This is a genomic window from Tardiphaga sp. 215_C5_N2_1 (genome assembly GCF_052076055.1).
Lineage (GTDB): Bacteria > Pseudomonadota > Alphaproteobacteria > Rhizobiales > Xanthobacteraceae > Tardiphaga > Tardiphaga robiniae.
Genome location: NZ_CP197240.1, coordinates 1299945 through 1318162, shown reverse-complemented (window position 1 = coordinate 1318162; position 18218 = coordinate 1299945). Strand labels below are relative to the sequence as shown.

Sequence of the window (18218 nt, the reverse complement as noted above, 5' to 3'; positions counted from 1 at the left end):
CAGCTGACCAAGGCCGATCCCGAGACGAAGGCCCATCCTTAAAAGGCTATCGCATTCCATGACCGCACGTATCTTCAAAGCCCCCAAGAATGCCATGCAGGCAGGCCTCGCGAAGACCAAGGACTGGCAGCTCGATTATGAGCCGGAGCAGGCGCGGGTGATCGAGCCCCTGATGGGCTGGACGTCGTCCGGTGACATGAAGCAGCAGCTGTCCATCCACTTCGACAGTAAGGAAGAGGCGGTCGCCTACTGCGAGCGCGAAGGCATTGCCTATCAGGTGATCGAGCCCAAGGTGCGTGCGCCCCGGACCATTGCCTATGCCGACAATTTTGCGTTCCGCCGCTCGGAGCCATGGTCGCACTGACGACCGGTTTGCGGGCAAATCAGCCCCGTAACGCTTCAAATCTCACCCTGACCAGCACCGAAAGTTAGGGTTGCGTCCCGCCACGACGGGGTGACACCATCATGGCAGGCCCGTTGCCGGGCCGCCGTGCAAACAAGAAACAGACCCTGCAGGAAACGGAAGCCGATGTCGCTTCGCTCCACGATCGATCCCACCTCGGCCGAGTTCAAACGCAATGTCGATGTGATGAAGGCGCAGGTTGCCGAGCTCAAGGACAAGCTCGGTGCGGTCGCCGGGGGCGGCGGCAAGGCGTCCCGCGCCAAGCACACCGCGCGCGGCAAGATGCTGGCCCGCGAGCGTGTCGATCTGATGATCGATCCCGGCACGGCCTTCCTCGAACTCTCGCCATTGGCCGCCAACGGCCTCTATGGCGGCGATGTCCATTCCGCCAGCGTTATCACTGGCGTCGGCCGGGTGTCGGGCAGGGAGTGCATGATCGTCGCCAATGATGCGACCATCAAGGGCGGCACTTACTATCCGATGACGGTGAAGAAGCATCTGCGCGCGCAGGACATCGCACGGCAGAACAATCTGCCGTGTATCTATATGGTGGACTCCGGCGGTGCGTTCTTGCCGCAGCAGGACGACATCTTTCCGGATGAGCGCCATTTCGGCCGCATCTTCTACAATCAGGCGCAGATGTCGGCGCAGGGCATTCCGCAGATTGCTGTCGTGATGGGCTCTTGCACCGCCGGCGGCGCCTATATGCCGGCGATGTCCGACGAGAGCATCATCGTGCGCAATCAGGGCACGATCTTTCTCGGTGGTCCGCCGTTGGTGAAAGCAGCAACCGGGGAGGTGGTCACCGCGGAAGAGCTCGGCGGTGCCGACGTCCATTCACGACAATCGGGCGTCACCGATCACTATGCGCAGAACGATGGTCACGCCATCGGCATCGCGCGAAAAATCGTCGCGACGCTGAAGCCACCACAGCGGGCCACACTGAACATGCAGGCGCCCCGCGATCCTGTATACGCGGCTGAAGAACTCTACGGCGTCATTCCAGCCGACGCGCGCAAGCCGTTCGACATGCACGACATCATCGCGCGCATTGTCGACGGCTCCGAATTCGACGAATTCAAGAAGCTCTACGGCACGACGCTAATCTGCGGCTTCGCGCATATCTGGGGCTTCCCGGTCGGCATCATCGCTAACAACGGCATCCTGTTCAGCGAGAGCTCGCTGAAGGGCGCGCATTTCATCGAGCTCTGCTGCCAGCGCAACATCCCGCTGGTGTTCCTGCAGAACATCACCGGCTTCATGGTCGGCAAGAAATACGAAGCCGGCGGCATTGCGCGCGATGGCGCCAAGCTGGTGACAGCTGTCGCCACGGCCAACGTCCCGAAATTCACTGTGGTGGTCGGCGGCTCCTACGGCGCCGGCAATTACGGCATGTGCGGCCGCGCCTACAGCCCGCGCTTTCTGTGGATGTGGCCCAATGCCCGTATCTCGGTGATGGGCGGCGAGCAGGCAGCGATGGTGCTGAGTCAGCTGCGCCGCGACAATATCGAAGCCAAGGGCGGCACCTGGTCGACCGAAGAGGAGGAAGCGTTTCGTAAGCCGACACGCGAACAGTTCGAGACCCAGGGCAGCCCATATTACGCAACGGCGCGCCTCTGGGATGATGGCGTGATCGATCCCGCAGATACGCGCCTGGTGCTCGGACTTGGTTTGTCAGCGTCGGCCAATGCGCCGATCGAGCCGACGCGCTTCGGCCTGTTCAGGATGTGATGATGGCCAAAGCCGAAATCTCAAAAGCTTTATATCGCCGCTTTCGCACGCTCTTGATCGCCAATCGCGGCGAGATAGCCTGCCGCGTCATCCGTACCGCGCGGGCCATGGGCTTGCGCACCGTCGCGGTCTATTCCGAGGCAGATGCCAATGCGCTGCATGTCGCGGAAGCCGACGAGGCCGTGTTGATCGGCCCGGCGCGTGCGCGCGACAGCTATCTCAATATCGAGCGCATTCTCGAAGCTGCAAAGAAGACCGGCGCCGAGGCGATCCATCCCGGCTACGGCTTTCTCTCCGAGAGCGCCGAGTTCGCGCAGGCTTGTGCCGATGCCGGCCTGATCTTCGTTGGACCTACTGCGGAGATGATCACTGCGATGGGCTCGAAGTCGGGCTCCAAGGCGCTGATGGAGAAGGCTGGCGTGCCGCTGGTGCCGGGCTTCCATGGCGAAGCGCAGGACGACGCGACATTGGCCAAGGCAGCCGACAAGATCGGCTTCCCGGTTCTGGTGAAGGCCTCAGCGGGCGGCGGCGGGCGTGGCATGCGCGTGGTGCGCTCGGCTGTTGAACTGGCTCCGGCCATCGTCAGCGCCAAGCGCGAAGCCAAAGCAGCGTTCGGCGACGACCGCATGCTGATCGAGAAGTATGTCGACAATCCCCGCCACATCGAGGTGCAGATCGTCGGCGACAGCCACGGCAATCTGGTCTCGCTGTTCGAGCGCGAATGTACGTTGCAGCGACGGCATCAGAAGGTGATCGAAGAGGCGCCGTCGCCGACGTTGAACGGCGCGCAGCGTGAGGCGGTTTGCGCGGCTGCACGCAAGGCCGCAGGCGCGGTGAACTATGTCGGCGCCGGCACTATCGAATTCGTCTCTGACGGCAAGGACGTGTTCTTCATTGAGATGAACACGCGCCTGCAGGTCGAGCATCCCGTCACTGAACTGATCACCGGCGTTGATCTGGTCGAATGGCAGCTCCGCGTGGCGTTCGGCGAAAAGCTGCCGCTGTCGCAGGACCAGATCAAACTCAACGGCCACGCCATCGAGGCGCGGGTGTACGCCGAGAACCCGCACAAGAATTTCATGCCGTCGGTCGGCAGGATCCGCACCTGGCGCACGCCCGCTGAGACGAATGGCTTGCGCATCGATGCTGGCTATCGCGAGGGTGATGCGGTGTCGCCGAACTACGACGCCATGCTCGCCAAGGTAATCGCCTGGGCGCCGACGCGCGATGCAGCGATCAACCGGCTCAACCGTGGGCTGGAAGAGACCGATATTCGGGGTATCGTCACCAACACGCCGTTCCTGTCGGCGCTTGTGACGCATCCGGATGTGCGTGCCAACACCATCGACACCGGCTTTATCGAGCGTGAATTAAAAGTGTTGACGCCGGACTCGGCGGCGCCTGGCGATCTCGAACTATGCGCGGCCGTCGCCGCCATCGTCGCAAGCGAAGAGCAGGCAGCACGGGCTACCGGTACCTCGCCCTGGCTGACGGCTGGTTGGATGCCGGTCGGGCGTCGCCAGCGGGTGTTCAAATTCAAGCATGGTTCGGACGAGCAGCGCGTGACGTTGAATTACGGCAGCGGTCCTGCAACGATTTCGATCGGCACTCGCGAACTGGGGTTTGAGACGGCTGCGGCCGATGACGGGCATTTCGATCTGACGCTGGACGGAGCGCGCTCGCACATTGTTTCGGTGATCGAGGGCCACGAACTCTACCTGCGTACGCGTCACGGCCGTTTCGACATGCATTGGGTCGATCCGTTCGGCGGCGACGATGAAGAGCAAGTCGGCGAGGACAAGATCGTTGCGCCGTTGCCCGGCACCGTGGTGGCGCTGCTGGCCGAGGAGGGCGCGACCCTTGAGAAGGGCGCTGCTATCCTGACCTTGGAAGTCATGAAGATGGAGCAGACCCTGCGCGCGCCGTTCGCCGGCGTACTCAAGCGCATCAAGTGCAAGGTCGGCGATATCGTTGGAGAAGGCGTCGAGCTTGCGGAAGTCGAGCCGAGCGCCTGATCTTCTGAAAGACACGTGAGATTGAAACAAGCATGAGTGATCAGGTTCGTATCGTCGAGGTCGGCCCGCGCGACGGTTTGCAGAATGAAAAGACGCCGGTGTCGGTCGAAGACCGCATCGCCTTCGTGAAGGCGTTGGTCGGGGCTGGCCTGCATACGGTTGAGGTCGGCTCGTTCGTGTCGCCCAAGGCGATCCCGAAAATGATGGGTTCGGATCAGGTATTTCTCGGCGTGCGCGATTTGCCCGGTGAATTCCATGTGCTGGTGCCGAACGAGAAGGGCTATGAGGGCGCGAAGGCGGTCGGCGCGAAAGTCATCGCGGTGTTCGCCTCGGCCTCGGAAGGCTTTTCGCGTGCCAACATCAATTGCTCGGTCGCCGAATCCATCGAGCGCTTCAAGCCGGTGATCGAGCGCGCCAAGGCCGACGGCATCCGCGTGCGGGGTTACGTGTCCTGCGTTCTCGGTTGTCCCTATGACGGCGACGTCGCGCCGCAGGCGGTCGTCGATGTCTCAAAGACGCTGTTTGATCTCGGCTGCTACGAAGTCTCACTCGGCGACACGATCGGTGTCGGGACGCCGTCGAAGGCGCGGCAGATGCTGCGCGCCGTTGCTGGCTCGGTTCCCATGCCGAAGCTCGCGATGCACTTCCACGACACTTATGGTCAGGCGCTGGCCAATCTCTATGCCGGGATGGAAGAAGGCTGTCGCGTTGTCGACAGCGCTGCCGGCGGTCTCGGCGGCTGTCCCTACGCGCCTGGTGCGACCGGCAATGTCGGTACCGAAGATGTGGTCTACATGCTGGAAGGCATGGGGATTGCCACAGGCGTCGATATGAACAAGCTGCTCGCTGCGACTAACACCATCAGTGCTCTGATCGGCCGCCCGCCGGTCAGCCGTGTCGCTTCGGCACTCAACGCGAAGACGCGCTGAGAGCCAGCTGGCGGACGACAGGATAGGTCAGGCCGGAACGTCCAGCGCGAGCTTGAGGAGGTTCGCGGTGAGCGGCGTCTTGGCGACATAGTCCTTCCACGCCGTATCGCGCGCGATATCGCGCCACTTGCCGACGGTCGCAGCGTCGAGCGCGCTGACCTGGGCGCCGGCCTTCTCATAGACCCTGGACACTTCGACATCGTCTTGCTGCGCGCCCGCCTTGCCGAAGGCTTCCATCTCGGCGCCGACCGAGACCAGAATATCCTGGTGTGCTTTCGGCAATTTGTCGAACACAGCCTTGGACATCATCAGCGGCTCAAGCATGAACCAGTAGGACGCACCCGCGCCGGAGGTCAGATGCTTGGCGACTTCGCTCAGCTTGAATGAGATGAGGCTGGTCGATGAGGTGATGCCGGCATCGCAGGCGCCGCTCTTCATCGCCGCGTAAATTTCGTTGGACGGCATTGAGAGCACGCGTGCGCCGGCAGTCTGCAGCATCATGTTCATCTCGCGCGAACCGCCGCGTACCGTGAGACCCTTGGCGTCCTCAGGAACAACCAGCGGGCGCGAGCGGCTAGCCACACCGCCGGCCTGCCAGACCCAGGTCAGCAGCACGATGCCCTTGTCGGCGAGAATGTCGCTCAGTGCCTTGCCGATCGGCAGGTTCTTCCAGCGCAAGCCCTGATCGTAGGTCGAGACCAGACCGGGCATTAGACCGATATTCGCTTCCGGCAATTCATTGCCGGCATAAGGCAAGGGATAAAGGCTGAGATCGAGAGTCCCTTTGCGCATGGCGGAAAATTGCGCATCTGCCTTGATCAGCGACGAATCCGGATAAACCTCGGCAACGAGGTCGCCGCCACTCTGCTTGGCGATGGCGGCGGCGAAAGTCCGGACCAGACGGTCGCGGAAGTCGCCGTTATCGATGGTGCCGCCGGGAAACTGGTGCGAGATCTTCAATGTAGTCGCTGCCTGCGCCGTACCGATACCGCAACGAAGGATCGCAGGCACGGCGAGGGCCGATCCAAGGATGTGGCGGCGAGTCAGCATGCGTAACTCCTGAAAGTGTTCGTCTGGTGCCGGGCGGGACAAAATGCGCCCGCGTCCTGTTGCTCCGTCACCGCGCGTCCCTTCGTTTATACAATCCGAACCGGCGGGCAAGTGATGTTGCGTCGCACGCAATGGCTATCGGATGCATCATCAAGACTTTTTTGATGCGACGTAACAAACCGCGACCTCCGTACGTCTGGTTCATAGCGACAGACGTCGCGCTTCAGAAATGGATCCGAGGAAAAACATCATGACCATCTCCACCAGGTTTGCGCTCGGCGTGTCCGCCGCGCTCGTCTCGCTCAGCCTCGCGCTGGCACCTGCTGCGTTCGCTCAGGACAAGATGAGCAAGGATGACGGCATGAAAAAGGACACTATGTCGAAGGGCGACGGTATGAAGAAGGATGCCATGTCTCACGACGGTATGAAGAAGGACGATGGCATGAAGAAAGACGGCATGATGAAGAAGGAAGACGGAATGATGAAGAAGTAACGTCTTCACACGCATCGCTGTGACGGGCCCGTCCGCGCGACGGGCTTGTCATGTTGCGCTGCTCGTTGCTGGACCTGAAAACTCGGCATAGCCTCCGCGCACAAGAAAATGCTTGGGAGGCCATGATGAAAAAAGAACGACGCGTCGTCGTTGCGGCGACTTGTCTGATCGCAGCAACACTGTTTCCAAGCGTGACGACATGGAGCGCCACCGATGAGATGGGCTTCGTGCGCATTAATCAGGGCGAGGAAGTCTGGAAGAACCCGTTCGGTGTTGGCGTCGAAGTCGCGACACTTTACGGAGATCCCTCAAAGCAAGGCATCTATGTTCTGCGGATCAAGTGGCCGCCCGGCATCATGAGCAAGCCGCACAAGCATCCGGAAGATCGTCACGTCGTGGTGCTGTCGGGCACCTGGTACACCGGCACGGGCGAAGCCTTCGTGCCCGAGAAATCGATCCCGATGAAGACCGGCGGCTACATGGTGCATCCCGCTGGCGCGGTGCATTGGGACGGCACACGGGAAGAGGGCGCCGTGATTCAGATCACCGGTTACGGCCCGAGCGGCAACAATTTCGTCAAACCCGACGAGCCGCAATTCGGCAAAACGAACTGACCTCGGACAATCAATTCAGGCAGCGTGCCATCAGATGATGGCACGCTGATTTCGTGCTTATTTACGCTTCTTGCGGGCGGCGTAGCGGGCGTCGCGGGCAGCTTTCTGCTGGGCTTCCAGCGCGGCCTGGGCAAGCGCGGCTTCTTCCTTCTCGCGCGCAGCCTGGACTAGAGCAGCGGCGGCTTCCTCGGCTTCGCGGGCCTTCTGGACGGCCTTCTCAGCGTCGCGGATGGCCTTGGCTTCCGCGCGTGCGACGGCAGCGGCTTCGCGCTCGGCGGCGCGCGCCTTCACGGCAGGATCATCGGGCCCCGGTGCTGCCTTGAATTTGTTCAGAATGTTCTTCTTGGCTTCGATCGCAGCCTTCTGGCGATCCGCGAAGCTGGGTTCCTTAAATGACATGAACGAGGCCTTGTCGCTTTCTTTGGTTTGGGGTGGGTCATCGTCGGGTGCGGCAGCCGGGCAAACACCCAGGCAATGGCCGAAACTCCGCTGCGGTTTACAGCCGACAGCGCGGCAACGCATCAACTATCTGCGATTTACGGCAATCTTACGCATGATTTGCCGGCAAGGAGGCCTGCGCGAGGCTGGGGCGGAGCTTGGGCCGGGGTGATCCGCGTATATCCGCAAATCCCGGGAATCGGGCATGTTTTGGTCATCCGGCGATTTGGAGCGCGCGGAGCAAGCCGCCTGTGCGGCGCGAGGACCGATATGGATGCCCAGAAGACAGCCGTCGATGCCGTGGTCATTCTGACCGGCTGTGATCGCGACATGGTGACCCACTTCATTCGCGGCCTGTATCTGGCGGGCGTTCGCGACCCCAAGCGACTGACTTTCAAAGGGCTGCAATTCGCAGCAGAAGCAGGCGCTTAGCAACATTTGTAGCCAAAATGGCCATGTTGCGGCTTTGCAGCGGCCGTGCTGCTGCCTTGAACCTGCGGTGCCCTCCGGCTGACTGATCAGGAACTTTCCGCGAAACGCGGAGTTCCTGTCGCCATCGGGAGTTATCCATGCAAGCAGCCATTGATCGCGTCATCCGCTCGTTCAGCTTCAAACATCCGGCCTCGCTCGTAGAGCCGATGTCGGACAGACGCTCAATCCAGGCAAGCGATGAGGCGACAGAGTTGGCGACCCGGTTGCTTGAAAATTACAAGGGTCAGCTGGCCCGACGCAGCTCCAAGCCTGACTGAGGACCGATTCAAGCATCCTCATTGACCGATCTTCATGGATCGCGGCTTCGGGATTCGGCATTGCCAGGACTTGCGTTGCGGTGCGATGACGGGGCATGACTGCGCCGCTCGCAGACCCAACCATCCAGGAGACATGATGCGAAACTCCCAGCGTGCCGTTAGAGCCACGGCCGTCGCGCTCAGCGCGGCCATGATCGTGGCCGTGTCCGACGTCTCCCTTTCTTCCGCCATGGCGCAAGCGCCTCAAAAACAAGCGCCTCAGAAAATGGCGCCAGCCGCAGGAAAAACCATGACCACAGCTTCAGGCCTCCAGATCGAAGACACCACCGTTGGCACCGGCGCAACGCCGGCCAAGGGACAGACCTGCGTGATGCATTACACCGGCTGGCTCTATGAGAACGGCGTCAAGGGCAAGAAATTCGACTCGTCAGTCGATCGCAACGAGCCGTTCGAATTCCCGATCGGCATGTCGCGCGTCATCAAGGGCTGGGACGAAGGCGTTGCCACCATGAAGGTGGGCGGCAAGCGCACGCTGATCATTCCGCCGGATCTCGGCTATGGCGCGCGTGGTGCCGGCGGCGTGATCCCGCCAAATGCGACGTTGATCTTCGACGTCGAACTGCTCGGCGTCAAATAAGCCCGATCAAACGACCTATGCCTGCGCGATTCTGCGCAGCAACGTCCGTGACGCTTCCTCGCCGGCATAGATGTCGGCGAGGGGCGCTGCCTTTGCGATGAAGGGGGCCTTGTCCGGCGTGACAAATGTCACGCCCATCGCTTCGACCTGCAGGCGTGTTTGCGCCTCGAATGCGGTCCACAGCTTGTTCATGTGATGATAGGACAGGGCGGCGGCTTCGCGGATGATCTCCCGCTGTTTCGCCGTCATGCTGTTGAGCCGGCCGGCGCCAACCAGCAGTACATCCGGGATCATGGTGTGTTCGTCGAACGAGTAGTGCGTCGCGACTTCGGCATGTTTGCCGACGATCAGCGCCACCACGCTGTTCTCCGCGCCATCAACGAGTCCCGACTTCAGCGCGACATAGACATTGCTCCATGACAGCTCGATGCCTTCGGCGCCGAACAGCTGCATCAGCTTGACCATGGTCTCCGACGGTTGGATGCGGATCTTCATGCCCTTGAGATCGTCGGGATGCAGAATCGGTTTTCGGCCATAGAAGCTGCGCGCGCCGGCATCGTAGAAGGTCAGGCCGGTGAGACCCGCCGATGTGGTTGAGGCCAGAACGTCGCTGCCGATCTCGTTGCTCGTCACTTTCAGCCAATGGGAGCGATCGCGGAACGTGAAAGGCAGGTTGAGAACCTTGTAGGCCGGATGGACGCGTTCGAGCACGCTGGCGCTGACTTTCAGGAAATCCAGCTTGCCGGCCTGCACCTGCGACAGCAGGTCGACTTCCTGACCGAGCTGCCCGTCCGCAAACAGCGCGATGTCGAGTTCGCCCTGCGAACGCTCGCGCGCCAGATCGGCAAAGTGCTGCATGGCCGGGTGGACGGGATGGGTGGTCGGCAGGCTATGAGCGAGGCGCATCTTCAGCGGTTCGGCGCGCAGGACTGCAGGGCAGGCGATCGCCATTCCCGCAGTCAGCAAAAGGCGGCGCCGTGAAAGCATGGTCTGACCCGTGGTTCTGGCTGGAAAGATGATGCACGCATCGGCGCGGTCTCTGCGCCGGACGCCATGTTACGTCGGAACCGGAGAAGTTTAAAGTCTGCCGCCAGCTACTTTGGGGCGATTGGCCTGGAGCAGGGCGACATAGCGGTTCTTGGCATCGGGCGCGACGGCACCGCGGCTGGCGAGATGATGCACGCAATTCAGCGCCAGATCGAACGAGCCGTAGCAATGATGCGCGATCAGTGCGAGGTGCTTGAGCTGCTCGCTATCCATCGCCTCGGCCTGGATGAAATCCCGGACATAGACGACGTCGGCCTCGACGAGTTGATTGATGGCAGCAGCAGGATTCGGCCCCATCATGGGCGCGATCATCTTCTTGTTGATGGCCGCGAACATGTGCGGAATGAAGCCGAGGCTGCGCAGTTCGAGATCGATGTCGCCGAACACCGGCTGCTTCTCATAGAGCGGCACGAAGGAGACTTCGGTCTGAATGGCGACGGCCTTTGCCAGTTTGCTGCGACCGTTCCTGAACACCGACAGTTCGCCACCCTGAATGTCGATCTTCAAGAGATCGATGTGGTCGATCTCGGCGATATCGTCGAGCCGCTGTGTATCGAGCGGGAGCCTGTCGACGACACGTCCGAGCTCGGTAAAATTCGGAAAGTGCGTGAGTGTTTTCGGCTCAGGCTGCAGCAGGCTGGCAAAGCCGATGCCGCGGCAGATGTTCAGCGTATGGCTGCCGCCATCGCCGACGGCATAGGGAAGATAGGTCTCAAACGCGCCCTTGCGTGCCTGCAGTTGCGCCAATGCCTGCGGATGCGGATCGAAACCGGTAACGCGGCAAAGTCCGCTTTGCAGCATCGGCTTATAGGGCGGATCGCCATCGATGGGATTGGCGCCAATGTCGACGACATCGGTCATCCGTGCTGGCTGGAGCAGCGCGGATAAACCATCATCGTTGCGTCGAATCGCGCCGTGCCGCATGCGTACCTTTCCTGCGAATGGTGCGACAATGCGTGCTTCAGTGGGCGTAGGCAGCGTGTCAGAGTGTCGCGCGACAATTCGAGCGATTGAGGTACTTGGCGCCGAAAATGGGGGACGGAATGAAGCACGAACAGAGAGACGACGCCGCGCGCCGCCGCCCCATTCATCATTCGCCACTGTTCTGGATTGGCGTGGTTCTGTGCCTGGCTGCGATCGTCATCTACGTGATGTCCTACGACCTGTCGTGGCCGGTCGCCAGATAACGACGCTCACGCTTTCTTTGGCTTCTTCTTTGTCGAGGTGTTCAGCGCCACCGCAGCGCGGATGAGCGCCTTCAGCGCCTTTTCGTCCAGCTTATCGCCTTCGTGAATATCGATGGCGCGGCGGGTGTTGCCGTCGAGGCTGGAGTTGAACAGGCCTGACGGATCATCGAGCGATGCGCCCTTCGCGAAGGTCATCTTGACGACCGCTTTATAGGTCTCGCCGGTGCAGATGATGCCCGCGTATTCCCAGACCGGAACGCCGCGCCACTTCCATTCCTCGACCACGTCGGGGACGGCCTGCCTGATGATCTTTCGGACGGAAGCGAGCATCTCACCGCGCCAGTCACCCAGCTCCTTGATCTTCGTGTCGATCTGCGCGGAGGGAGAACCTGCCTCGTTGATCTCCGTCGATTTGCTGGACGTCTTTTTTGCCATGCGCTCCCCCTCAGACGTCCGGCGCCATATAGCCGTGTTGGTGGTGCTTATCTACGTGTCGTGAAAATAACCCCGGCCTGTTTCCGGCGTCCAGCCTTCCACCACAGGCGGACGAGAAATCGCTGCGTATTGCGTATTCCGGATCGCGAACCAATTCCGGTGTCACGAAATTGCGTATAGCCTTGAGTCACCGGCGCTTTGCGTGATTCGTAGCGTTTTTCTTTATCCAGTTCAGTCGCGTTCGAGAGCATTCCGCCCGTCACGGCGTGTTTGCTGTCGTCAACTATGTCGCGACCATTTCTGCTGAATGGAAAGGCAGATTTTTAAGATGTGCTGCGTTAGTCGTGACAGTAGCAGTCGCCAAGATGACGCGGAGGAGTCCGGATATGACGTATCGCCACGCTGTCGCTCTCGCAGCTGTCCTGTTGGGGGGCGTCGGCGCCGCCCATGCCCAGACGCTGCCATCCTATATGGCGCCGATTTCCGGGCTCACCGCGACAACGCCTGCCGAGACCGCCACCAAGGACATGCTCGCGCTCAACACCGGCATGTTCGAACTCTACGGCGATGCAGCGAAAGTCTTCCGCACCAATATTCTAGCCAAGCATCCCGTGATCCTCGGTCTGTTCTCCGGCGCCGGCGGCAAGTTCACGCTGTACCAGCCCGGCAAACCGCCGCTCGACGCGCCCTCGGTGCCGATGGTCTATCAGCTGCTCAAGTCGGTCGGGCACAGCACCATGGCGCTGGCCGAGGTGGTCGGCCCCTATGTGAACAATCCCGATAACAAATCCTGGCTCGGTTCGATGAAGGCCTATCGCAGCCGCATGCAGTCGGCGCTGGATAGCCTCGATCTCACGCCGATGCAGGCCGACTGGCGCGACAACAACCGTACCATCCTGCAGAACAACCTGGCTTTCATGGACGAGTGCATCGCCAAGGGCGTCATCCCCTTCGATGTGCTGGAGACATTTGGCAAGAAACAGGCGCCGTTCCTTGCGAAGAACGTGACTTGGGCCGCGCAGACCCAGGTCAATCACTGGATGACCGTGCTGGGCGACTGGAAGAAGATGCTGGGTCCCGATTGGGACAAGGCCTATGCCGCGAGCAACACGATTTACGTGGCACGGCAGAACAACGTGCTGTTCAGCGTGCTGGCGCAGTTCTTCCCGCCGGAGGCCATCAACGATCGTCTGCTGCTGATCGAGACCGTGTCGTTCACCACCACGCAAGCCGACATGCTGGAGTCGCTGACCCGCATCATCGCCGATCGCTCGGTGGGCTCGCTGTTCTTCGGCAACTATCACCTGATGGATTATGAATTGATGGGGGGCGACGCCCGCGCTGCCATCATCGCCGAGAGCGCCAAGCGCGGCATGACGCCGTTCCTGCCGCCCGTGGTGCCGTTCGGCTCCAACCAGTGGCCGACGCTGATCACCACTGGACCGGGGCCGGCCACCATCGCCGATCTCAAGTAATCGGCGCGGCGGCGGACGACTGTCGATCAGGGGTGGAAGTATGCGGACTTCGCGTCGCGAGTTTATGAAGTGGGTATCGGCTGGCGGTATTTCGCTCAGCCTGTCGCATCTGGCTGCGGCGGAGCCGGTGGCGTTCCCGGCACGCGAGACACTGCCGGGGCGGGGCAAGCTCAATCCCGCTATCGGCGGTGCCGGTCGTGTCGATGGCGTTGCCAAGGTCACCGGCTCGAAACTCTATGCGTCGGATTTCCGGGCGAATGACCTGCCGGGCTGGCCGGAAAAGACTTCGCACGCGATTTTGGTGCGCGCGCCTGATGCCACTCATGTCTATCTTGGCATGGACCTCGCGCGGCTGAGCGGGGCGCTGAAGCCTACGGTGATCGTCACCGCGGCGGATCTCGCCAGGATCAACGCCCGCGTTCCCGCCTACTATGAAGGCGATCTGTTCTGTCCCGTCGGCAAGACGCCGCTCTATATGGGCCAGCCCGTTGCGCTGCTGATCTTTGAGCAGTTCGACACCTATGACCGCGCGCGGATCGCCTTGCGCGACGGCACCTTCGTGCAGTTTGGCGAGGAGACCGGCCCGATCGTAATGCCGAATTATGCGGCGTATCGTTTCACCCGCGTTGCCGGCGCCACGCCCGATGCGCCCGATGTCTACTCGCCGGTCCTTGCCGGCTGGGTCACGCCCGGCCGTACCCAGGCGTCCGCGCTGCCGGTATGGTCCTCGACCGCGCACAAGAACGAGGCCGGTTACGAGAAGGCTGCGGTCTATGGCGACCAGATCCGTGCCGAGATCGCCGCCAGCGAGTCTTCGGCTCTGGTGCTGGACCGCACCTTCGATACGCAGTCTGTCGATCCGATGTTTATGGAGCCGGAATGCGGGCTGGGCTGGTACAGCGCAAAAGACAAGGCGCTCGAACTGGTGCTGGGCGTGCAGTCGCCCTATGAAGCGGCGGAATCAATCGCGTTTCTGCTTGGCGAAACCAAGGCGCCGTTCAGGCCGAGTGCGATCAACGCGCAATTCGCCTATGTGGGGGGCGGTTTCGGCGGCCGCGACCATACGCCATTCATTTTCTATGTGACGCTGGCGGCGATATTCTTCCCGGACCGTCCGGTGCGGCTGGCGCACGATCGGTATCAGCAATTTCAGGCTGGCATCAAACGCCACGCCATCAAGATGCGCTCGCGCATGTCTGTCGATCGCGCCTCTGGCAAGATCACGGCCTTCGCCGCCGATCACGTGCTCGATGGCGGTGGTCTCGCCAATTTCTCGGCCAATGTCGCCACCTGCGCCGCAACGGCCGCGATTGGTATCTATGACGTGCCGAAGGTCGATGTGACGACTGTGGCAGAGCATACCCGCGGCGTGACCGCGGGCTCGATGCGCGGCTACGGTTCGCTGCAGACCATGACCGCGCTGGAAGTTCTGATCGACGAGGCGGCGCTTGCGTTGAAGCTCGATCCCATCGACTTCCGGCGACGCAATGCCCTGAAGCAGGATGGCCGCACCATGACCGGCAATCCCTATATCGTCTCGGTGCGGAGCTTAGAGGTTCTCGACAAGCTCGAGCAGCACGCGATCTGGAAGCAACGAGCTGCAGAGAAGGCGCGCGCGACCAGTGGCATACTGGTCGGCACCGGCGTCGCCTGCGTGACCAAGGACTACGGCACCGGCGGCGATAGTTCGAACGGTCGCGTTGAACTCAGCCCCGACGGCAGGATCGCGATCTTCTGCGACCATGTGGAGATGGGCAATGGTATCGGCACGGCGCTGGCCAATCGCGTCGCATTGCACCTCGGCAGCATTGCTGACGAAGTGGCGGTGTCGCAGGTCGGCGTGTTCGATGCGCTGGAGCTGGTGACCTCCGGCGATTGCTACACCATGGACCAGAAGACCCAGGACAAGGCCGAGAAGGATCCGCGCTGGGTGCCGTCGATCAGTTCGGCCACGTCAGCCTCCATCGGCGCCCATGTCGGTACCCATGCCGCGGCGGAAGCTGCGCGGGTGATCTTCCGCTTCGGTCTGTGGCCGGCGGCGCTGGCGCTATGGAATATCGGCCCGCGCGATCCACGCGCCAAGGATTTCGCCAAGGCGCAGTGGAAGGACGGGCAGCTCACAATGGTGGGCTTGCCGTCGCTGCCCCTAGCGAAACTCGCCGCGACCGCCCATGCGCGCAATCTTGTCACCGGCGCCGTGGCGCACGGGTTCTCGCGCTGGTCGTGGGCACGCGCACGTTTCCCCATTAACGGCGAGCAGTATCGCGCCGAGATCGACGGGCTCGCGCTGCGTCGTGGCGCCGGCAAATTCACGCGCATCAACCGTGCCAGCGTGTTGTTCCCGCCAACCGATAACAACCGGATGGGCACGGCCTATACAGCGGCATGCGGTGCAACAGTCCGGGTCGAGATCGAGAAAGCGACCGGCGTGCTGCGCATCGCCAAAGCCTATACCGCATTCGAATGCGGGCAGGCGCTGGTGCCGGAGGTCGTGATTGGCCAGGCACAAGGCGGCTTCGCCATGGGCGTCGGTTACGCACTTTTGGAAACGCTGCCGCCGTTTGAGGGCGGACCCGGCAACGGGCAATGGAATCTCGGTCAATATCTGGTGGCGCGAGGATCGGATCTGTCGCTGCGCGACGTCGAGATTGAGCTGATGCCGCCGCTGACACCGGACGAATTGCCGAAGGGCATGGCCGAGGTAGTGATGATCCCCATCGTGCCGGCATTGCTCAACGCCATCCATGACGCCATCGGACACCGCTTCGCGGCGCTGCCGGTGACACAGGCCATGCTCAAGGGAGCGCTCGCGTGACGACACTGGGCATCACCATCAACGGACAGGTCCATGCGCCCACGGAGGTCCGCGACGATCTCTCCATGAACGACTTCCTGCGTGAATATTTGGGCATGACCGGCACCAAGTTCGGCTGCGGTGCCGCCCAGTGCCTGAGCTGTGTCGTGATCGTCGACGAGCCCGACGGCACCTGCCACACCAATCCGACCTGCGTGACCTCGGCGGCAAGCTTCCACGGCAAGACCATCCGCACGGTCGAGGGCCACGCCAAGAACGGCGAGCTGTCGCCGTTGCAGAAGGCCTTCATCAGGCATTTCGCGTTCCAGTGCGGTTACTGTACCGCCGGTTTTCTCAATGAAGGGCAGGTGCTGCTCGAGCAGATGGCCAGGACGCCTGTGCCGCGCGCGGGCCTTGAAGAGAGGATCGCCGAGGCGCTTGACGGGCATCTGTGTCGCTGCACCGGCTACTTCAAGTATCATGAGGCCGTGCTCGATGTGATCCTCAGCGACGCGAAGCGCTATCTCATTCAGGAGCCGCGCGGATGAGAGCCGAGACACGCGTCAAAACTCTGGTTGTCGTCGCGACGCTCGGGATGAGCATGCTCACGGCCTATGCGGCCGGGCAGGGCGCGTCAAAAGGGCTGGCGAGCCCGGAGAGTTTCAATGGCATCGCCGATACCAGTGCGCGCTCCGCGGCGATCTTCACCGAACTCGGCAAGGTGTTGACGCATCCGCGCTGCGTGAACTGCCATCCCGCCGGCGACATGCCGCGGCAGGGCGATGCGCGCCGTTTGCATCAGCCGCCGGTGACGCGTGGGTCCGATGGCCACGGCACCGCGGCGATGCGCTGCAACTCCTGTCACAAGGATGCCAATTTCGAACCCGGCCGCATCCCCGGTCATCACGAATGGCATCTCGCGCCGCGAGAGATGGCATGGGAAGGCAAGACCGTCGCCGAGATATGCGCGCAGATCAAAGACCCCGCGCGCAATGGCGGCCGCAAGGTCGAGGATCTCATCGATCATATCGGCAAGGACACGCTGGTCGGCTGGGCCTGGGCGCCGGGTTACGGACGTGCGCCTGCGCCGGGTACGCAGGCCGAGGCGGGCGCTCTCGTCGAAGCCTGGGCGAAAACAGGCGCAGCCTGTCCGGGCTGATGCCACGACGCCATTTCTGACCAGTCCCGTTTGTCTCTGTAGACTGGCCCGGCGCCAACAGATTGTATGTTCGTTACGCGGGAACTCTCTCAACAGAAATCCATTATCCGGTCTGAAAAAACCGGAGGTGTGTCATGAAGCAAGTGCCCGACGCTGAAGAAAGCCGCCGGCTGGGGAAAATCCAGTCTGACAAGGCCGGCAAGCTCCCCGAGGGCGATGCCAAGCAGGCTCACTTGAAGAAAGCTCGAGACTACGATGCGGATGCTCGTTCGAGGGCTTGGCGGGACTCCAATCTCAAGTCTCCGAAGTAATGATCGGGAACGATTGTACGCTGACTAACTTAGGAGGAGTGCCATGTTGGCTCTCGAGGTTTCGGAATGCCGACAGTGCTGGTTGTTGAGGATGAAGCCCTCATTCGGGATTTGATCAGCGAAGAATTGGTCGAAGCAGGATTCGACGTTTTGCAGGTCGGCGACGCCAATCAGGCAATTGCCGTCCTAGAGGCCCGCCAGGATATCCACCTCGTATTCACGGATATCGATATGCCCGGCTCCATGGATGGCCTCAAGCTAGCTGCTGCTGTTCGTGACAGGTGGCCACCGATCCACATCATTATCACAACTGGGAAAGCGAGGCCCATGACGATTCCGGCCAACGCGCTTTTCATTCCGAAGCCCTACCTGACCACGGCGGTGATATCTGCGATGCGGACGTTCGAGAACATGCGCTAGGTGGTTGGCGTCGGCAATTTCGATTCCGGTACCGCAGCGTCTGCTGCGCTGGTGGAAGCCTCTGCCTAGATCATACGGATAACCTTCTCGGCATCCGTATAAGCCTCTTCTTCTGATGGGAAATCCTCAGACGTGACAACGCTTTTCAATGCAACGCCATTCATGGTCAGGACGGCTCCATCTTTGCGGGAAATAGCTGCACGCCAGAATCCTGGCCGTCGCTGGTAAGCGAGAATGGAGAACTGAGCTTTATTTGCCATTGCAATGTTCGGCGCCTCAAAGGCGGCCGTGTCAAGGCCGGCAAATTTGGCGAAGTCGCGCGCGCCGCAGC

22 protein-coding genes are annotated in these 18218 nt (G+C 61.6%); 16 read left to right on the top strand and 6 right to left on the bottom strand.

Annotation, left to right across the window (positions count from 1 at the left end):
- Positions 1 to 58: 58 nt before the first annotated feature.
- The 4 genes from AB7828_RS06130 to AB7828_RS06115 all read left to right on the top strand — a co-directional run bounded on the left by AB7828_RS06130 (position 59) and on the right by AB7828_RS06115 (position 5078).
- A complete protein-coding gene (locus tag AB7828_RS06130) occupies positions 59 to 364 on the top strand; it encodes an ETC complex I subunit (RefSeq protein ID WP_089264254.1) in 306 nt (101 codons plus the stop codon).
- A gap of 165 nt (positions 365 to 529) precedes the next feature.
- Entirely contained in the window at positions 530 to 2134 is a 1605-nt protein-coding gene (locus AB7828_RS06125) for a carboxyl transferase domain-containing protein (protein WP_441229683.1), read from the top strand.
- A gap of 2 nt (positions 2135 to 2136) precedes the next feature.
- Positions 2137 to 4149 carry an acetyl/propionyl/methylcrotonyl-CoA carboxylase subunit alpha gene (locus AB7828_RS06120; RefSeq protein WP_441229682.1) on the top strand — a complete coding sequence of 671 codons (2013 nt, stop codon included), beginning with the start codon at positions 2137 to 2139 and terminating at the stop codon, positions 4147 to 4149.
- Between the two features lie 32 nt (positions 4150 to 4181).
- Complete coding sequence (locus AB7828_RS06115) at positions 4182 to 5078, top strand: hydroxymethylglutaryl-CoA lyase (protein WP_439058422.1); 897 nt, start codon at positions 4182 to 4184, stop codon at positions 5076 to 5078.
- A 27-nt stretch (positions 5079 to 5105) separates the two neighbouring features.
- On the opposite strand, the gene dctP is transcribed toward AB7828_RS06115, so the two are convergent.
- Positions 5106 to 6128 carry a TRAP transporter substrate-binding protein DctP gene (dctP, locus tag AB7828_RS06110; protein WP_093758520.1) on the bottom strand — a complete coding sequence of 341 codons (1023 nt, stop codon included), beginning with the start codon at positions 6126 to 6128 and terminating at the stop codon, positions 5106 to 5108.
- A 250-nt stretch (positions 6129 to 6378) separates the two neighbouring features.
- On the opposite strand from dctP, the gene AB7828_RS06105 reads away from it, so the two are divergent.
- The gene (locus AB7828_RS06105; protein ID WP_309946173.1) at positions 6379 to 6621 is read left to right on the top strand and encodes a pentapeptide MXKDX repeat protein; all 243 of its coding nucleotides are present in this window, start codon (positions 6379 to 6381) and stop codon (positions 6619 to 6621) included.
- Positions 6622 to 6746: 125 nt separating this feature from the next.
- Positions 6747 to 7235 carry a cupin domain-containing protein gene (locus AB7828_RS06100; protein WP_175368972.1) on the top strand — a complete coding sequence of 163 codons (489 nt, stop codon included), beginning with the start codon at positions 6747 to 6749 and terminating at the stop codon, positions 7233 to 7235.
- Positions 7236 to 7292: 57 nt separating this feature from the next.
- Here AB7828_RS06100 and AB7828_RS06095 read toward each other — a convergent pair whose 3' ends face one another.
- Positions 7293 to 7634 carry a DUF6481 family protein gene (locus AB7828_RS06095; protein WP_093758522.1) on the bottom strand — a complete coding sequence of 114 codons (342 nt, stop codon included), beginning with the start codon at positions 7632 to 7634 and terminating at the stop codon, positions 7293 to 7295.
- 309 nt (positions 7635 to 7943) lie between these two features.
- Here AB7828_RS06095 and AB7828_RS06090 point away from each other — a divergent pair, with 309 nt between their 5' ends.
- From AB7828_RS06090 to AB7828_RS06080, 3 genes are all read left to right on the top strand, one after another.
- On the top strand, positions 7944 to 8105 hold the full coding sequence (locus tag AB7828_RS06090; protein ID WP_170849668.1) for a hypothetical protein: 162 nt from the start codon (positions 7944 to 7946) through the stop codon (positions 8103 to 8105).
- Between the two features lie 137 nt (positions 8106 to 8242).
- Positions 8243 to 8422 carry a hypothetical protein gene (locus AB7828_RS06085; RefSeq protein ID WP_441229681.1) on the top strand — a complete coding sequence of 60 codons (180 nt, stop codon included), beginning with the start codon at positions 8243 to 8245 and terminating at the stop codon, positions 8420 to 8422.
- A 136-nt stretch (positions 8423 to 8558) separates the two neighbouring features.
- Complete coding sequence (locus AB7828_RS06080; protein ID WP_244558298.1) at positions 8559 to 9059, top strand: FKBP-type peptidyl-prolyl cis-trans isomerase; 501 nt, start codon at positions 8559 to 8561, stop codon at positions 9057 to 9059.
- 15 nt (positions 9060 to 9074) lie between these two features.
- Here AB7828_RS06080 and AB7828_RS06075 read toward each other — a convergent pair whose 3' ends face one another.
- The gene (locus AB7828_RS06075) at positions 9075 to 10010 is read right to left on the bottom strand and encodes a TRAP transporter substrate-binding protein (RefSeq protein WP_441229680.1); all 936 of its coding nucleotides are present in this window, start codon (positions 10008 to 10010) and stop codon (positions 9075 to 9077) included.
- Between the two features lie 126 nt (positions 10011 to 10136).
- On the bottom strand, positions 10137 to 10967 hold the full coding sequence (locus AB7828_RS06070; RefSeq protein ID WP_441229679.1) for an FkbM family methyltransferase: 831 nt from the start codon (positions 10965 to 10967) through the stop codon (positions 10137 to 10139).
- 182 nt (positions 10968 to 11149) lie between these two features.
- Between AB7828_RS06070 and AB7828_RS06065 the strand changes: the two genes are divergently transcribed.
- Positions 11150 to 11293, top strand: a complete 144-nt coding sequence (locus AB7828_RS06065) for a hypothetical protein (RefSeq protein ID WP_309946185.1) — start codon at positions 11150 to 11152, stop codon at positions 11291 to 11293.
- A gap of 6 nt (positions 11294 to 11299) precedes the next feature.
- On the opposite strand, the gene AB7828_RS06060 is transcribed toward AB7828_RS06065, so the two are convergent.
- Positions 11300 to 11728: a DUF1801 domain-containing protein gene (locus tag AB7828_RS06060; protein ID WP_441229678.1), complete on the bottom strand. Its 429-nt coding sequence runs from the start codon at positions 11726 to 11728 to the stop codon at positions 11300 to 11302.
- Between the two features lie 386 nt (positions 11729 to 12114).
- Here AB7828_RS06060 and AB7828_RS06055 point away from each other — a divergent pair, with 386 nt between their 5' ends.
- The 6 genes from AB7828_RS06055 to AB7828_RS06030 all read left to right on the top strand — a co-directional run bounded on the left by AB7828_RS06055 (position 12115) and on the right by AB7828_RS06030 (position 17887).
- On the top strand, positions 12115 to 13203 hold the full coding sequence (locus AB7828_RS06055) for a hypothetical protein (RefSeq protein ID WP_441229677.1): 1089 nt from the start codon (positions 12115 to 12117) through the stop codon (positions 13201 to 13203).
- Between the two features lie 40 nt (positions 13204 to 13243).
- Positions 13244 to 16018 carry a xanthine dehydrogenase family protein molybdopterin-binding subunit gene (locus AB7828_RS06050; protein ID WP_441229676.1) on the top strand — a complete coding sequence of 925 codons (2775 nt, stop codon included), beginning with the start codon at positions 13244 to 13246 and terminating at the stop codon, positions 16016 to 16018.
- The gene (locus tag AB7828_RS06045) at positions 16015 to 16545 is read left to right on the top strand and encodes a (2Fe-2S)-binding protein (RefSeq protein WP_184516750.1); all 531 of its coding nucleotides are present in this window, start codon (positions 16015 to 16017) and stop codon (positions 16543 to 16545) included. The genes AB7828_RS06050 and AB7828_RS06045 overlap by 4 nt, the downstream gene beginning before the upstream one ends.
- Positions 16542 to 17156 carry an Isoquinoline 1-oxidoreductase subunit gene (locus tag AB7828_RS06040; protein WP_231080643.1) on the top strand — a complete coding sequence of 205 codons (615 nt, stop codon included), beginning with the start codon at positions 16542 to 16544 and terminating at the stop codon, positions 17154 to 17156. Before AB7828_RS06045 ends, AB7828_RS06040 begins: the two co-directional genes overlap by 4 nt.
- A gap of 134 nt (positions 17157 to 17290) precedes the next feature.
- Complete coding sequence (locus AB7828_RS06035; protein ID WP_441229675.1) at positions 17291 to 17467, top strand: hypothetical protein; 177 nt, start codon at positions 17291 to 17293, stop codon at positions 17465 to 17467.
- A gap of 66 nt (positions 17468 to 17533) precedes the next feature.
- The gene (locus AB7828_RS06030) at positions 17534 to 17887 is read left to right on the top strand and encodes a response regulator (RefSeq protein WP_175368981.1); all 354 of its coding nucleotides are present in this window, start codon (positions 17534 to 17536) and stop codon (positions 17885 to 17887) included.
- 65 nt (positions 17888 to 17952) lie between these two features.
- Here the strand turns inward: AB7828_RS06030 and AB7828_RS06025 are convergent, their stop codons facing one another.
- Positions 17953 to 18147, bottom strand: a complete 195-nt coding sequence (locus AB7828_RS06025; protein WP_089264272.1) for a hypothetical protein — start codon at positions 18145 to 18147, stop codon at positions 17953 to 17955.
- Between the last annotated feature and the right edge of the window lie 71 nt (positions 18148 to 18218).

Excerpts from the sequence above, each read along its gene's own strand:
- AB7828_RS06065 (WP_309946185.1), top strand. The coding sequence starts at position 11,150 with ATGAAGCACGAACAGAGAGACGACGCCGCGCGCCGCCGCCCCATTCAT.
- AB7828_RS06120 (WP_441229682.1), top strand. The coding sequence starts at position 2,137 with ATGGCCAAAGCCGAAATCTCAAAAGCTTTATATCGCCGCTTTCGCACG.
- AB7828_RS06130 (WP_089264254.1), top strand. The coding sequence starts at position 59 with ATGACCGCACGTATCTTCAAAGCCCCCAAGAATGCCATGCAGGCAGGC.
- AB7828_RS06125 (WP_441229683.1), top strand. The coding sequence starts at position 530 with ATGTCGCTTCGCTCCACGATCGATCCCACCTCGGCCGAGTTCAAACGC.
- AB7828_RS06060 (WP_441229678.1), bottom strand. The coding sequence starts at position 11,728 with ATGGCAAAAAAGACGTCCAGCAAATCGACGGAGATCAACGAGGCAGGT.
- AB7828_RS06035 (WP_441229675.1), top strand. The coding sequence starts at position 17,291 with ATGAAGCAAGTGCCCGACGCTGAAGAAAGCCGCCGGCTGGGGAAAATC.
- AB7828_RS06115 (WP_439058422.1), top strand. The coding sequence starts at position 4,182 with ATGAGTGATCAGGTTCGTATCGTCGAGGTCGGCCCGCGCGACGGTTTG.
- AB7828_RS06085 (WP_441229681.1), top strand. The coding sequence starts at position 8,243 with ATGCAAGCAGCCATTGATCGCGTCATCCGCTCGTTCAGCTTCAAACAT.
- AB7828_RS06090 (WP_170849668.1), top strand. The coding sequence starts at position 7,944 with ATGGATGCCCAGAAGACAGCCGTCGATGCCGTGGTCATTCTGACCGGC.
- AB7828_RS06055 (WP_441229677.1), top strand. The coding sequence starts at position 12,115 with ATGACGTATCGCCACGCTGTCGCTCTCGCAGCTGTCCTGTTGGGGGGC.
- AB7828_RS06075 (WP_441229680.1), bottom strand. The coding sequence starts at position 10,010 with ATGGCGATCGCCTGCCCTGCAGTCCTGCGCGCCGAACCGCTGAAGATG.
- AB7828_RS06040 (WP_231080643.1), top strand. The coding sequence starts at position 16,542 with ATGAGAGCCGAGACACGCGTCAAAACTCTGGTTGTCGTCGCGACGCTC.
- AB7828_RS06030 (WP_175368981.1), top strand. The coding sequence starts at position 17,534 with ATGCCGACAGTGCTGGTTGTTGAGGATGAAGCCCTCATTCGGGATTTG.
- AB7828_RS06050 (WP_441229676.1), top strand. The coding sequence starts at position 13,244 with ATGCGGACTTCGCGTCGCGAGTTTATGAAGTGGGTATCGGCTGGCGGT.
- dctP (WP_093758520.1), bottom strand. The coding sequence starts at position 6,128 with ATGCTGACTCGCCGCCACATCCTTGGATCGGCCCTCGCCGTGCCTGCG.
- AB7828_RS06070 (WP_441229679.1), bottom strand. The coding sequence starts at position 10,967 with ATGACCGATGTCGTCGACATTGGCGCCAATCCCATCGATGGCGATCCG.
- AB7828_RS06100 (WP_175368972.1), top strand. The coding sequence starts at position 6,747 with ATGAAAAAAGAACGACGCGTCGTCGTTGCGGCGACTTGTCTGATCGCA.
- AB7828_RS06105 (WP_309946173.1), top strand. The coding sequence starts at position 6,379 with ATGACCATCTCCACCAGGTTTGCGCTCGGCGTGTCCGCCGCGCTCGTC.
- AB7828_RS06025 (WP_089264272.1), bottom strand. The coding sequence starts at position 18,147 with ATGGCAAATAAAGCTCAGTTCTCCATTCTCGCTTACCAGCGACGGCCA.
- AB7828_RS06095 (WP_093758522.1), bottom strand. The coding sequence starts at position 7,634 with ATGTCATTTAAGGAACCCAGCTTCGCGGATCGCCAGAAGGCTGCGATC.
- AB7828_RS06080 (WP_244558298.1), top strand. The coding sequence starts at position 8,559 with ATGCGAAACTCCCAGCGTGCCGTTAGAGCCACGGCCGTCGCGCTCAGC.